The following is a 12147-nucleotide window of genomic DNA, read 5'->3' on the forward strand; positions in this document are numbered from 1 at the left end:
GGGATGCCCGGCTCGGGTGCGTCCCGGTTTCTACTTCTTGCAGAACGCGATGTAGTCGGTGAGCGGCGGGTACGGAACGCTGTCGCCCGTCGTAAGGAGAACCTCGACGCTCAGGCTCAGCAGATAGGCGCACGGCGCGAGGGAGTCGAAGGACCATCCGCCCGTCGGAACCGCGTCCCCGTAGAGGTTCTCGCCGGCCGTCGAGCCGAGGTCGGGCGCCAGCGCGAACGCGAACGGACCGCCCGGGCCCTGCAACTCGGCCGTGACGGCTCCGAGGTGCGAGTGCGCGGCCGTGAACTTGACCGTGAGCGAATCGGAGAGCGTCGAGCACGGGTTGAGCCTCAGCTCCTCCACCCCGATGTCCGACACCGCGAGCTCGTTCGACGCCCCGAAGAGGCCGCCCGGCCAGTACGGGTGGTGGGACACGTTGTTGTAGACCGTGTTGTTGATCGCGATGTGCGAGCACGTCCCCGCGTCGGCGCCCGAGCCGCTCGTGCCCTGATTCCGCAGGCGCATCCGGACGCCGTAGTGGATGTCGGTCATGAGCGGCGCGTTGGCCGAGGCCCCCGCCACGACGCCGGTCTCGTCGACGGAGGCCGTGCCCGGCAGCGTCGTCGTCATGAACCGGATGAGCGCGTCGCCCGGGTAGAAGCGCCAATTCGGATCCGGCACGGGCACCATGGGCGGCACTGGGATCATGGGCGGGACTTTGATCCAGCCGTCTGCGCTCGGTGTGATGTTGAAGTCTCCTGCGGCGGTGCCGTTGACCACGACGCGAACCTCCTCTTGGAGGAGCGGCCACGGCCTTGGGCGCACGAACTCGCCGATCTCGGTCGGCGCGATCTGGGCTGGCACCACCGGCTGCCAGGACGTCGGGAGGATCGGCGTGCCGTCCGCGAGCGTCGAACCGTCCGCGTTGGTGTTGACCGTCTCGAAGCGGTACTCGATGAGCGGGGCCCCGTCGACGAGCGAGAGCCCGCCGTTGAGCCGCAGCGTCGAGTAGAAGGCCCGCGCGTCGGCAATGGTCAGGCCCGTGTTGCCCGGCGCGCTGTGCACGTCGGTCGCGTAGTGCAGCCCGCCGATCTTCGTGAAGACGCCGAGGCTGCGCGGCGGGCACACGCAGAAGCAGAAGCGCGTGCACCGCAGGAGGCAGACCCAGTGGCAGAACTGGAGGCAGTAGCGCTCGTAGCCGAACTCCTTGGCAAGATCGCCCACCGCCTCCGCGTCCCCGCGCAGGGCTGCCGCGGCGAGACGCTCGAGGCCCGCCTGGGGGAGTGCCGCCGTCGTGCGCGCGAACCCGAGCATTTCCGCGATCGGCGACTCGACGACGGGGAGCGGGAACTCGCGGCACAGCTCGATGCACCGCAGGAAGCACCGCCAGCTGCAGAACCACTCGCAGACGAGCCGACACCAGGGGCCGAGGGTGGCCCGCTCGAGGACGTCCTGGAGCCCGAGGCAGCGGTCGGCGACGACGGCCTTCTCCGCCTCGGCGAAGAGCTCCTCGTTCGCCGCGAGGCTTCCCACGGCGTTGCCCGCGGCCGTGAGCTCGTCGACGAGGCGGGGCCGCTCGACGGTGGGCTGCGGGTTGCAGACTACCTCGCACACGAGGCGGTAGTAGACGGCCGAAGCCCAGTGGCACAGCTCGTGGCGGAACGGGGCCGCATCGGTCTGCCTGACGAGTTCGTCCCACGCCTCGCGGCTGCGATCGGTCACGGCGCTCGCGAGGAGTTCGACCAGCTCTTCGTCGGCGGCGATCTTCGCGACGAGTCGGGCGAACCCCAGCGCGTCACGGGAGACCTGCTCGTCGGGCGGCCCGACGAGCTCGAGGCAGAGGAGGACGGTTTCCTTGCTGCGCAGCCACCGGCAGATGACTTCGCATCGCTCGGTGAGCCCATGGCGGGCCAGAAGGCTGGCCATGGACTCGCCGTCTTGCGCGCGGAAGGCGTCGACGGCAGCTCGGAATACCTCTTCGTTGTCTGCGAGGGTGCCGAGTGCGGCGGCACCGGCGATCAGTTCATCGAGTTCCTGACGGCCCGTTGGCTCTTCGGCCATGACCATCCCTGTCCCTTCATATGGACGTGCCCAGAAATGGAGTTGCGCGCGCGTGCAACGACATTTTTGAGCGCGAAAGAAGGCGAGTCAACGATCAGAACTGACGTAACATTTTTCGTCAAACCACTGAGATTCAACGCTCAGGGATAGTGCCTCTACCCGCCGAAGACGGCGTGCGCGATTGCGAAGATCACGAGGCCCGCGAGGGCACCGACCACCGTGCCGTTAAGCCGGATGTACTGGAGGTCGCGGCCCACCTGGAGCTCGATCTTCTGGGACGTCTCCTCGGCGTCCCAGCGCGCGATCGTGTCCTCGATGACGCCCGCGATGTCGGAGCGGTAAGTCGAGACCACGTAGCTCGCGGCGTCCCCGATCCACGCGTTGACCTTGCCTGCGAGCTCGTCCTCCGCGACGAGCCGCGCCCCGAAGTCCCGGATCGCGGTGGTGAACCGCCGGTACAGCTCGCTGTGGGGATCGCTGACCGCGTCGAGGAGGGCGTGCTTGACCGTTGCCCACGTGCGGCGCGCAAGGTCGCGGACCTCGGGGTCGCCGAGCACCTGCGTCTTGATCGTCTCGGCGCGCGCGATCATCGCCGGATCGAACTGGAGGTCCTGGGCGAGGTCCTTGAGGTACTTGTCGATCGACTGGCGAACCTGATGGTTGGGGTCGGACTGCACCGCGGCGACGAACTTGGAGAGCTCGATGTACACCTTGTCGCCCACAAGCTCGTTCGCGAAGTTCGGTACCCACGAGGGCGAACGGTCCGTCACGAGGTGGGTCACGGTGTCGTAGTTTCCCGCGACCCAATCCGCCGCCCGGTCCACGAGCAGGTCGACGAGCCGGTGGTGATGGCCGGCGTCGAACACGCGCTCGGCGAGCCGCCCGATGGGCGGGCCCCACGGCGGGGTGAGCAGATGCTTGCGCACGAGGCCCTCGATGACTGCCTGGACGTCGTCGTCGTTGAGGACGGTGAACGCGCCGCGGATGGCGGCGGCGCCCTCCTTCGCGACCCGCTCGGAGCCCGCGGTGGTTGCGAGCCATGCGCCGGCCTTGCGCGCGATGTCCGCGGAATCGAGCTTGGCGCGCACCACCGGCGCCGAGAGGAAGTTGTCCTCGACGAAGCCGCTCAGCGCCGCACCGATCTGGTCCTTGCGCCGCGGAATGATCGCCGTGTGCGGGATCTTGAGCCCCATTGGGTAGCGGAAGAGCGCGGTGACGGCGAACCAGTCGGCCAGGGCGCCGACCATCCCGCCCTCCGCGGCGGCCCGCACGTACTGGAGCCACGGGACCCGCTCCTGGAGCGCGAACGCGATCGCGAAGACCACCGCCATCGCGATGAGGAGGCTCAGCGCGAGGGTCTTCATGCTGCGCAGGGCCGCGGCCCGTTCGGCGTCCGCGGGGCTGAGCTCCGCTTGCCGCGTGACGGTGCCCGGGGGCCGATTGAGCGTCACCATACGCATCACCCTACTCGCGGGCCGGGTTCGCGGCCCCACCCTCGGGACGGGGTGAGCCCGGGAGTCGGTTAGCTTAATGCCATGACTTCCGAGCGCCCCCTCGTCTACGCCCACCGCGGTGCGAGCGCCCAGTTCGCCGAGCACACGCGCGCCGCCTACCTCCAAGCCCTCGCGGACGGCGCCGACGGCGTCGAATGCGACGTCCACCTGACGCGCGATCAGCACGTGGTGCTCCTCCACGACCCCAACCTCGACCGGACGTCCGACGGGACCGGCGCCGTCGCGGACCGAACCCTCGACGAGCTCCGCGAACTCGACTTCTGCTCGTGGAAGGGGGCCCGCTTCCCCGACGAGTACGGTGCCGTGAGCCAGCAGCTCCTCACGTTGCCCGAGCTCCTTGACCTCCTCGAGCTCGCGGGCCGGGAGATCGGCCTCGCGATCGAGCTCAAGCACCCGAGCCCCTACCAGCTCCGGCTCGAAGACACCGTGCTCGCGGTGCTCGCCGAGCGCGGGTGGGAGGCGAAGACCTCGCGGCTCGGCAACATCCGCGTGAGCTTCATGAGCTTCGATCCGGAGGCCGTGGGCTACCTGCTCGAGCGGGTGCCGGCCGAGCACGTGTGCATGCTCGTGGACGACGTCCAGGTCGAAGACGTGCGCGAGGACCTTGCCCTGGGCCGGATCACTGGCGGCGCGGTCGCGAACATGCTCAAGGCCGCCCAGGCGGACGCCGAGGGAATGCTTGACGCGGGCCGCGCCGGGATCGCGGGTCCTGGCATCGGCTACGTGCGCGAGCACCCGAATCGCGTGCGCCAGTGGCTCGACGACGGGCGCCGCTTCCGCGTCTGGACCGTCGACGCGCCTGAGGACGTCGAGCTCTGCCTGGCCTCGGGAATCCAGGAGATCACGACCAACCGTCCCGCGGACGTGCTGCGGCAGGTCGGCGCGGCGGTTGTCTGACGCGGAGCATCCGCGGCCAGAGGGCGAACCTCAGCGGGGCGGGAAAGCGGACGACGGCGGGGCGGCGGCTTCGCTGCGCACCTCGCCGGGGTTCCGCGTGGGCCTGTCCATCGCGGTCGCGACGGGGCTCTATGGCGTCTCCTTCGGGGCGCTGGGCGTTGCGTCGGGGCTGAGCATCCTCCAGACCGTTGCCCTGAGTCTCCTCATGTTCACCGGCGGATCGCAGTTTGCTTTCATCGGGGTCGTGGGCGGCGGTGGGTCCGGTGCGGCCGCCGCGGCCGCGGCCGGCCTGCTCGGCATCCGCAACGCGGTGTACGGGATGCAGCTCAACGCGATGTTCGGGCCGAAGGGGTGGCGCAGGTTCGTCGCCGCCCAGATCACGATCGACGAGTCCACCGCGACCGCCTCCGGTCAGACTGGCCGGCTCGAACAGCGCCGTGGCTTCTGGACGGCCGGGCTCGGCGTCTTCGTCCTGTGGAACGTCTTCACGGCCGTCGGGGCGTTCGCCGGCAACGCGATCGGAGACCCCAAGCAGTGGGGCCTCGATGGGGCCGCCGTCGCCGCGTTCCTCGGCCTCCTGTGGCCGCGACTCAAGGGGCGAGAGCCTGCCGCGATCGCCGTGGTCTGCGCGCTCGCGACCGTGCTGGCCGTTCCGTTCCTCCCGCCCGGCGTGCCCATTCTCGTGGCCGCCCTCGTGGCTGCGGTCTTCGGCTGGGTGAGCCACGCGCGCGCCGAGGCCGGGCGGCCTCTCGCCATGGAGGGGCTCGAGCCGGACGTGGATCCCTACCGGCACCAGCGCGGTCACAACGCGGGCGACGGGCCGTCGGGAGACTCACCTTCGGGAGACGCACCTTCGGGAGACGCACCTTCGGGAGGTGCCACGTGAGCCTGTGGTTCTGGGTAGCTCTGGCCTGCGCGGTGGCGTACGCGACGAAGCTGTTCGGCTATCTGGTGCCGCGCCGGTGGATGCAGAACGAGCGCATGACCCGCGTGGCCGGGACCGTGACGATCGGTCTGCTCGCCTCGCTGACCGCCGTCAACGCTCTGGGGAGTGGCCAGTCGCTCGCGTTCGACGCACGAATGGGCGCCCTCGTCGCAGCCGCTATCGCGCTGGTCCTGAGGGCGCCGTTCCTCGTCGTCGTGATTGTTGGTGCGGCCGCGGCGGCGGGCCTGCGCCTGCTGGGCTGGGGCTGACCCGCCGACCGATGGGGTTACTGCTGGGGAGTTCCTGGTTGGTCGGGGTGCCCTGGCTGGTCGGGGTGGCCTGGCTGGGCTGGCGGCTCCTGCCCGGGCTGACCGTAGGCCGGCGGCTGGTAACCCGGTTGCGGCTCGCCATAACCCGGCTGGCCGGGCTGGGGTTGGCCGGGCTGGGGCTGGCCATAACCCGGCTGACCGTACCCCGGCTGGCCATAGCCGGGCTGACTGTAGCCTTGGGGCTGCTGGCCATAGCCCTGTTGGCCATAACCCTGCTGGCCGTACGCCTGCGGCTGCCCGTAGGCGCCCTGAACGCGGGGGCCCATGAGCGCGCCCTTGCCGAGGTACGGCGACTGGCCATAGCTGAGGATCGGCGCGAACACGATCGCGAGCAGCACGAGGCCGACGGTCCACGCGACGTCCTTGCCGAACGACTTGGCGAGATCGTTCATCACGAAGATATTCAGCACCAGGACGCCGATTCCGCCGATCCAGCCGACGAAGAGGTTAAGGAACGGGAAGAAGAGCAAGACGTAGCCGCCGACGTAGAGCCAGATCCACCAGAGCGGGCGGCCCACGATATCGAGCAGGTTGTAGATGTTGTAGAAGGGCACGAACGCCGCCCACTGGGGCTTCCCCGCCTTGCGGAAGATCCCCATGTAGAGCAGCCCTGTGATGCCGAACCAGACGATGAACCAGATGATCGAGCTGACGATCGCAGCGCCGATGAAGGCCGCGCCAGAGACGCCGCCACTGGAGCCATAGGTACTCATGTAGGTGCTCAGGGTCATGAGCCAGACACTAGTCGCAGAATCCGACATTTGGCGACGGTGAAGATGAACATTCTCCACTAGACGCCCGCGCGGCCGTGACGCTAAGCCGGAGCCGCTAGAGCGGGAGGTCGACCTCCGGGATCGCCTCAAGAGGCGGGAGGGGCCGCTGCTCCCGGTGCGTGCGGATGGCGTCCTCCACAAGGGCTACGTAGCGCAGCCACGCCATCGACCCAGGTGCCACCGTGTCGCCCACGCCGATGAGCATCGCCACGAGCCGCACCATGTCCAAGAGCCGGAGCTCCTCGCGAAGGGTTCCCTGGTCCTGACCCCGGGTGAGCAGCACGCCCATCGACTCGATGAGCTTCCCCGCGAGGCCCACGAGGATCTGCCGCCGCCCCGCTACGGCGGAAAGGAGGTGATGCTCGTCATTCGCAACCTGCATCACGGCGCTCAGGACCTCGATGAGGCCGGCCGCCGCATCGGGGTTCCGGAGCGCGGTCTCGGTCACGGGCTCGACCTTGACCCGGATCTGCCGCTCGATCGCGGCGAGGACCAGCTCGTCCTTGTCCGCAAAGTTGCGGAACAGCGTGGCGGGGCCGACGCCCGCGCGATCGGCGACCACCTTGAGCGACACCTGGGGGCCGTCCTCGCGGAAGCACTCGAGGGCGGCCGAGATGATCTTTTCGATGTTCCGGGCCGCGTCTGCACGCATCGGCTTCCGCCATGCTCCTTCGTACTGCATACCCCCACCGTATCTACCGAGAGTGACGCTTTCGTAGATGTGAAGCTGGACTCTCAGGAGAAATTAGCATTCACAGGGCAAATATGACGTCAAGCGCCGGCGTGCCGCGTGCGAGACTTGGCGCATGATCGTCGCCTTCTCCGTGTCCCCGTCCGGCGAGCGGCCTGCGGAAGCCGGGCACGCGCCGTCGGGCGTCGCTCCTGATTCCGTCCACGAGGCCGTCGCCGCGGCCGTCAGGATTGTCCGCGAATCGGGCCTCCCGAACCGCACGAGCTCGATGTTCACGGAGATCGAGGGCGAGTGGGACGAGGTCATGGACGTCGTGAAGCGGGCCACGGAGGCTGTGGGACGGTACGGAACGCGGGTCTCGCTCGTGCTCAAGGCGGACATTCGCCCGGGGCACTCGGGTGAAATCGACGGCAAGATCGAGCGGCTCGAGCGCGCGATCTCGGAACAGGCCCGCTGAGGCCTCTTCCCCCGCGGCGGCCGCCCGGGCCAGACTGGCCGCATGATCGAGCACATGGCCAAACCCGAATGGATCGACGTGGAACGCTGGCTCACCTCGACGGTGGTGAAGCCCGGCCCGGAGCATGAGCGCGCGCTGACCACCGCCGTCGAACGCGGCATGCCGCCCATCGAAGTCCAGCCCACCGCAGGCAAACTTCTCCAGTTGCTCGTGCGGATGAGCGGCGCGCGGCGGATCCTCGAGATCGGCACGCTCGCCGGGTTCAGCACCATCTGGATGGCCCAGGCCCTCCCGGACGGCGGGCACCTTGACACCCTCGAGTACCTGCCCGAGCACGCGGCGGTCGCGCGGGAGAACCTCGACGCGGCGGGCCTCGCAGACCGCGTCGACGTCCACGTAGGCCCGGCGCTCGAGAGCCTCCCCGATCTCGAGGGCCCCTACGACTTCGTCTTCATCGACGCCGACAAACAGAACGACGCGAACTACCTCGAGTGGGCCGTGCGGCTCGGTCGGCCCGGAACCGTGGTGGTCGTGGACAACGCCGTGTGGGAGGGCTCGCTCCTCGATCCGTCGCTGGACGAGACCAACGCGCCGGGCATCGTGGCCGCGCTCGAGCTTCTGGGCGGCCCACTCTTCGACGCGACCGTGGTGCAGACCGTCGGGTCGAAGGGCTGGGACGGCTTCGCGCTCGCGGTCGTGCGCTGAGGGCCGGCGCATGGACTTCGAGATCGCCGACGCCGTGCCGCGCGACGCCGAGGAGCTCCTCGCCGTCAAGGACCAGGGCTGGCGCGAGGCCTACGCCCACCTGTTCTCCTCCGAGTTCCTCGCGGGCCTCGGTCGGGAGGCGGGCCGGACCGAGCGCTGGCGCGCCTTGCTCGCCGGCGAGGCCGGAGGTCGCTTCGCGGTCGGCCGCGCCGACGGCCGGATGGTCGGGATGGCCGGTGCCGGACCGGCCCGGGAGGGCTCACCCGCTCCCGAGGAGGTCTACACCGTGTACGTTCTTGCCGAGGTCTACGGCACTGGGCTCGCTCGTGCGCTCACGGAGCGAGTGATCGGCGACCGGCCCGCGTTCCTGTGGGTGCTCGAGGACAATGCGCGCGCGATCGCGTTCTACTCGAAGCTCGGCTTCGCGCCCGACGGCACGCGTGACTTTTTCGAGGCGGACGGCAAGCAAGTCCCCGAGATCCGCATGGTCCGCCCCGGTCCCGTGACCTGAATCGGCGAAGTCCTTGGCCGCCGCGCTGGGATAGCGTTACGCCATGGACGCTCGCACCCCGCGCCTCGCGCCGGGCCTGTACCCGATCGACACGGGCACGGCCGAGCTGCAGCGGGACGGCGATTCGTCCGACGGCTGGCTGCTCAAGATCAACGGCGTCCAGAGCTCCCACATCGTCCTGAGCGATCCGCTGCGGCTCGACTTCGAGTACATGCGCTGGATCGTCGCGCTCGTCGAGGAGCAGTTCCCGCCCGAGACCACGGGACGCCTTCGCGCCCTGCATCAGGGCGGCGGCGGGTGCTCCATGCCGCGGTATCTCGCGGCGCGCTACGCGGACGCGCGGCAGGTGGTGGTCGAGCTCGACGGGCAGCTCGCCGAGTACGTGCGGGCGTGGTTCGATCTGCCCAAGGCGCCGCTCCTGCGCCTCCGCGTGGGCGAGGCCCGCGCGGTCACGGAGTCCCTCACGCCGCAGACGCGGGACCTCGTGATCCGCGACGTCTTCGCGGGCTCGCGGACCCCGCATCCGCTGACCACCGTCGAGTTCGTTCACGCCTCGGCGCGGCTCCTCGACGGCGGCGGGCTCTTCGTCGCCAACATCGGGAGCGCCCCGGATCAGGTGACGGCGCGCGAGGAGGCCGCGTCGATCGCGGAGGTGTTCCCGTACGTCGCGATCGTCGCGGACCCCGCGATGCTCAAGGGCCGGCGGTTCGGGAACATCATCGTCGCGGCGAGCGATACGCCGCTCGAAGGATCAGCCGGGCTCCGCCGTCGTCTGCTCGGAGGGGGCGTCCCCGCCCACTACTGGGAGGACGCCCAGGTGCGCTCGTGGATCGGGGTCGCGCGGCCGCGGCACGATCCCCCGGGCGCGAGCTGACGCTCAGCTTCCCAGGAGCATGGCCCGCGACTCTTCGACCTTCCGCTTGAGCGCCGTGACGACGGCGGCCACAGCCGGCTGCCGCATCGAATCCGGACGCAGGACCATCCAGTAGGGGAGCTGCGCGCGGAAGTAGTCGGGCAGGAGCCGGACGAGGTCGGAGTGGCGGTCCGCCATGAAGCACGGCAGGAAGCCGATTCCCGCGCCCGCCCGCGTGGCTTCGACGTGCACGAACACGTTCGTCGAGGTGAGGCCGTCCCGCATTTCGGGGACGAGGCGGCGGGGTGCATCGAGGTCGTCGACCTGGAGCATCGAATCCACGAAGTACACGAGCCCGTGCCGCGCGAGCTCATCGGGGGTCTGCGGCGCCCCGTGCTGCGCGAGGTAGTCCTGAGACGCGTACATGCCGAGCGCATAGACCCCGAGCCGCACGGCCTCGGCCCGGTGAACCTGCGGCTCGCCCACCACGACCTCGATGTCCACGCCCGAACGCTGCTGGAGCGCGCGTCGCGTCACGGTGATGAGCTCGACCGCGAGGTTCGGGTGTTCCCGCCTCAGCTCCGCGACGGCGGGCGAGGCGATGTACGCGCTGAAGCCGTCCGTTGCCGTCATGCGCACTACGCCGGTCACCGGATCGTCGGCTCCCGGCGCCAAACGGGCGACGGCGTCCGCAACCTGGGCGGCGACGCCCACCGCGCGCTCGCCGAGCGGGGTGAGCTCCCAGCCGCCCGCCGCGCGAGCGAGGACTCGCCCTCCGAGGGCCTTTTCGAGAGCAGCGATCTTGCGGGCAATCGTCGTGTGGTTGAGGCCCAAGGTTTCGCCCGCCGTCGTGAATTTGCCCGCTCGGGAGACCTCGAGGAGCACGAGGAGCTGGTCAGGGGAGGGCGACGCCGTCGTCATGGGCCCACTGTAGTCCGGCGACGGGAGGAATGTGCAGGAATGCACAGCTACCTTGCCGAACTGACTATTGATGCCACAATTTCGCGCAACAATACTGGCTTGGTCAAAGGTGGCCCGCATCACAGGGCCCGGTGCCGTGGGGCACACGTCAGAGCAGACCCCGGGAGGGAACCCATGAGCTCAACGCAGCGCTCGGGCGGCACGGCCGCCGACAGACCGCTTCTGACCAAGATTGTGTCCGCGTCGATGGCCGGAACGGTCGTCGAGTGGTACGACTTCTTCCTCTACGCGACCGCGTCGACGATCGTCTTCAACAAGATCCTCCTCCCGACCATGGGCAACGAGTACGACGCGATCATCGCCGCGTTCCTCACCTACGCCGTGGGCTTCATCGCGCGCCCGCTCGGCGGCGTCCTGTTCGGGCAGCTCGGCGACCGGCTGGGCCGCAAGCAGACGCTCCAGATCACGATCATGCTGATCGGGGTCGCGACCGTGCTCATGGGCTGCCTCCCGACCTACCAGCAGATCGGCGTGTGGGCACCGATCCTCCTCGTGGTGCTGCGCTTCGTCCAGGGCCTCGCGCTCGGCGGCGAGTGGGGCGGCGCCGTGCTGCTCGTCGCGGAGCACGCGCCGGACTCGCAGCGCGCGTTCTGGGCTTCGTGGCCGCAGGCGGCCGTTCCCGTGGGCAACGTCCTCGCGACGTTCGTCCTGTGGGTTATGACGACGTTGCTCCCCTCCGGCGCGTTCCTCGCGTGGGGCTGGCGCGTCGCGTTCTGGCTCTCCGCGGTCGTGGTCATTGTGGGTTACGTCATCCGGACCCGCATCACCGAGGCACCGATCTTCGAGGCCGCGAAGGCCGAGCTCGACGCCGAGAAGGCTGCAGGCTACGGCGTCATCGAGGTGCTCAAGCGCTACCCGAAGGGCGTGCTCGTGGGCATGGGGCTGCGCTTCGCGGAGAACATCATGTACTACCTCGTGGTCACGTTCTCGATCGTCTACCTCGGCACGGGCCTCAAGATGAACACGGGCTCGATCCTCGGCGTGATCGCAATAGCACATGTGTGCCACTTCATCGTGATTCCGATCATCGGCCGCATGGCGGACCGTGTGGGCCGCAAGCCCGTCTACCTCGTGGGCGCGATCCTCGCCGCGACGTGGGGCTTCTGGGCGTTCCCGGCCTTCGGCACGAAGAACACGTTCGTCATCCTCATCACGATCATCGTGGGCCTCGTCTTCCATGCGCTCATGTACGCGGGCCAGCCGGCCATCATGGCGGAGATGTTCCCCACCCGCATGCGGTACTCGGGCGTCTCGATCTCCTACCAGGTCACGTCGATCGTGGCGGGCTCGCTTGCGCCGGTCTTCGCGACCGAGTGGCTCAAGGCCACCGGCTCGTGGTGGCCCACGGCCGTTTACCTCGCGATCGCCGCCGTCATCACGGTGATCTCCGTCGTGGCGCTGCGTGAGACGCGCGGTGCGTCGCTCCGCGCGCTTGACGCGGCCGACGCCGCTCGCACTG

Annotated in this window: 13 protein-coding genes; 8 read left to right on the plus strand and 5 right to left on the minus strand. The window is 69.3% G+C overall.

Features of this window, described 5'->3' with window-relative positions; all coding sequences use genetic code 11:
• Positions 1–30 precede the first annotated feature (30 nt).
• Together ACLN58_RS11010 and ACLN58_RS11015 are read right to left on the minus strand one after the other, a co-directional pair.
• A complete protein-coding gene (locus ACLN58_RS11010; protein ID WP_415855303.1) occupies positions 31–2052 on the minus strand; it encodes a hypothetical protein in 2022 nt (673 codons plus the stop codon).
• A 155-nt stretch (positions 2053–2207) separates the two neighbouring features.
• Positions 2208–3506: a DUF445 domain-containing protein gene (locus tag ACLN58_RS11015; RefSeq protein ID WP_415855304.1), complete on the minus strand. Its 1299-nt coding sequence runs from the start codon at positions 3504–3506 to the stop codon at positions 2208–2210.
• Between the two features lie 81 nt (positions 3507–3587).
• On the opposite strand from ACLN58_RS11015, the gene ACLN58_RS11020 reads away from it, so the two are divergent.
• The 3 genes from ACLN58_RS11020 (at position 3588) to ACLN58_RS11030 (ending at position 5657) form a co-directional block, all read left to right on the plus strand.
• Positions 3588–4463 (plus strand): glycerophosphodiester phosphodiesterase, encoded by an 876-nt coding sequence (locus ACLN58_RS11020; RefSeq protein WP_415855305.1) that lies wholly within the window; start codon positions 3588–3590, stop codon positions 4461–4463.
• Between the two features lie 73 nt (positions 4464–4536).
• Positions 4537–5349: an AzlC family ABC transporter permease gene (locus ACLN58_RS11025; RefSeq protein ID WP_415855315.1), complete on the plus strand. Its 813-nt coding sequence runs from the start codon at positions 4537–4539 to the stop codon at positions 5347–5349.
• Positions 5346–5657, plus strand: coding sequence for an AzlD domain-containing protein (locus ACLN58_RS11030; RefSeq protein WP_415855306.1), 312 nt, complete (start codon positions 5346–5348; stop codon positions 5655–5657). Before ACLN58_RS11025 ends, ACLN58_RS11030 begins: the two co-directional genes overlap by 4 nt.
• A 17-nt stretch (positions 5658–5674) precedes the next feature.
• On the opposite strand, the gene ACLN58_RS11035 is transcribed toward ACLN58_RS11030, so the two are convergent.
• Positions 5675–6448: a DUF5684 domain-containing protein gene (locus ACLN58_RS11035; protein ID WP_415855307.1), complete on the minus strand. Its 774-nt coding sequence runs from the start codon at positions 6446–6448 to the stop codon at positions 5675–5677.
• Positions 6449–6545: 97 nt separating this feature from the next.
• Complete coding sequence (locus tag ACLN58_RS11040; protein ID WP_415855308.1) at positions 6546–7172, minus strand: TetR/AcrR family transcriptional regulator; 627 nt, start codon at positions 7170–7172, stop codon at positions 6546–6548.
• Positions 7173–7296: 124 nt separating this feature from the next.
• Between ACLN58_RS11040 and ACLN58_RS11045 the strand changes: the two genes are divergently transcribed.
• Genes ACLN58_RS11045 through ACLN58_RS11060 form a run of 4 tightly spaced genes read left to right on the plus strand, consistent with a single transcriptional unit; the run spans position 7297 to position 9728 of the window.
• Complete coding sequence (locus ACLN58_RS11045; RefSeq protein WP_415855309.1) at positions 7297–7638, plus strand: thiamine-binding protein; 342 nt, start codon at positions 7297–7299, stop codon at positions 7636–7638.
• A 42-nt stretch (positions 7639–7680) separates the two neighbouring features.
• Positions 7681–8343 carry an O-methyltransferase gene (locus tag ACLN58_RS11050; RefSeq protein WP_415855310.1) on the plus strand — a complete coding sequence of 221 codons (663 nt, stop codon included), beginning with the start codon at positions 7681–7683 and terminating at the stop codon, positions 8341–8343.
• A gap of 10 nt (positions 8344–8353) precedes the next feature.
• Positions 8354–8854, plus strand: a complete 501-nt coding sequence (locus tag ACLN58_RS11055) for a GNAT family N-acetyltransferase (protein WP_415855311.1) — start codon at positions 8354–8356, stop codon at positions 8852–8854.
• A 43-nt stretch (positions 8855–8897) separates the two neighbouring features.
• Complete coding sequence (locus ACLN58_RS11060) at positions 8898–9728, plus strand: spermidine synthase (RefSeq protein ID WP_415855312.1); 831 nt, start codon at positions 8898–8900, stop codon at positions 9726–9728.
• A gap of 3 nt (positions 9729–9731) precedes the next feature.
• On the opposite strand, the gene ACLN58_RS11065 is transcribed toward ACLN58_RS11060, so the two are convergent.
• Positions 9732–10628, minus strand: coding sequence for a LysR family transcriptional regulator (locus ACLN58_RS11065; protein ID WP_415855313.1), 897 nt, complete (start codon positions 10626–10628; stop codon positions 9732–9734).
• A 174-nt stretch (positions 10629–10802) separates the two neighbouring features.
• Between ACLN58_RS11065 and ACLN58_RS11070 the strand changes: the two genes are divergently transcribed.
• On the plus strand, positions 10803–12147 hold a 1345-nt coding region (locus tag ACLN58_RS11070; protein ID WP_415855314.1), incomplete at its 3' end, for an MFS transporter.

The sequence above is a fragment of the Sinomonas sp. G460-2 genome, from assembly GCF_047759905.1.
Lineage (GTDB): Bacteria > Actinomycetota > Actinomycetes > Actinomycetales > Micrococcaceae > Sinomonas.

Bases quoted from the DNA above. Each gene is read 5' to 3' on its own strand.
- ACLN58_RS11010 (WP_415855303.1), bottom strand. From the start codon at position 2,052: ATGGCCGAAGAGCCAACGGGCCGTCAGGAACTCGATGAACTGATCGCC.
- ACLN58_RS11015 (WP_415855304.1), bottom strand. From the start codon at position 3,506: ATGGTGACGCTCAATCGGCCCCCGGGCACCGTCACGCGGCAAGCGGAG.
- ACLN58_RS11020 (WP_415855305.1), top strand. From the start codon at position 3,588: ATGACTTCCGAGCGCCCCCTCGTCTACGCCCACCGCGGTGCGAGCGCC.
- ACLN58_RS11035 (WP_415855307.1), bottom strand. From the start codon at position 6,448: ATGACCCTGAGCACCTACATGAGTACCTATGGCTCCAGTGGCGGCGTC.
- ACLN58_RS11040 (WP_415855308.1), bottom strand. From the start codon at position 7,172: ATGCAGTACGAAGGAGCATGGCGGAAGCCGATGCGTGCAGACGCGGCC.
- ACLN58_RS11045 (WP_415855309.1), top strand. From the start codon at position 7,297: ATGATCGTCGCCTTCTCCGTGTCCCCGTCCGGCGAGCGGCCTGCGGAA.
- ACLN58_RS11050 (WP_415855310.1), top strand. From the start codon at position 7,681: ATGATCGAGCACATGGCCAAACCCGAATGGATCGACGTGGAACGCTGG.
- ACLN58_RS11055 (WP_415855311.1), top strand. From the start codon at position 8,354: ATGGACTTCGAGATCGCCGACGCCGTGCCGCGCGACGCCGAGGAGCTC.
- ACLN58_RS11060 (WP_415855312.1), top strand. From the start codon at position 8,898: ATGGACGCTCGCACCCCGCGCCTCGCGCCGGGCCTGTACCCGATCGAC.
- ACLN58_RS11065 (WP_415855313.1), bottom strand. From the start codon at position 10,628: ATGACGACGGCGTCGCCCTCCCCTGACCAGCTCCTCGTGCTCCTCGAG.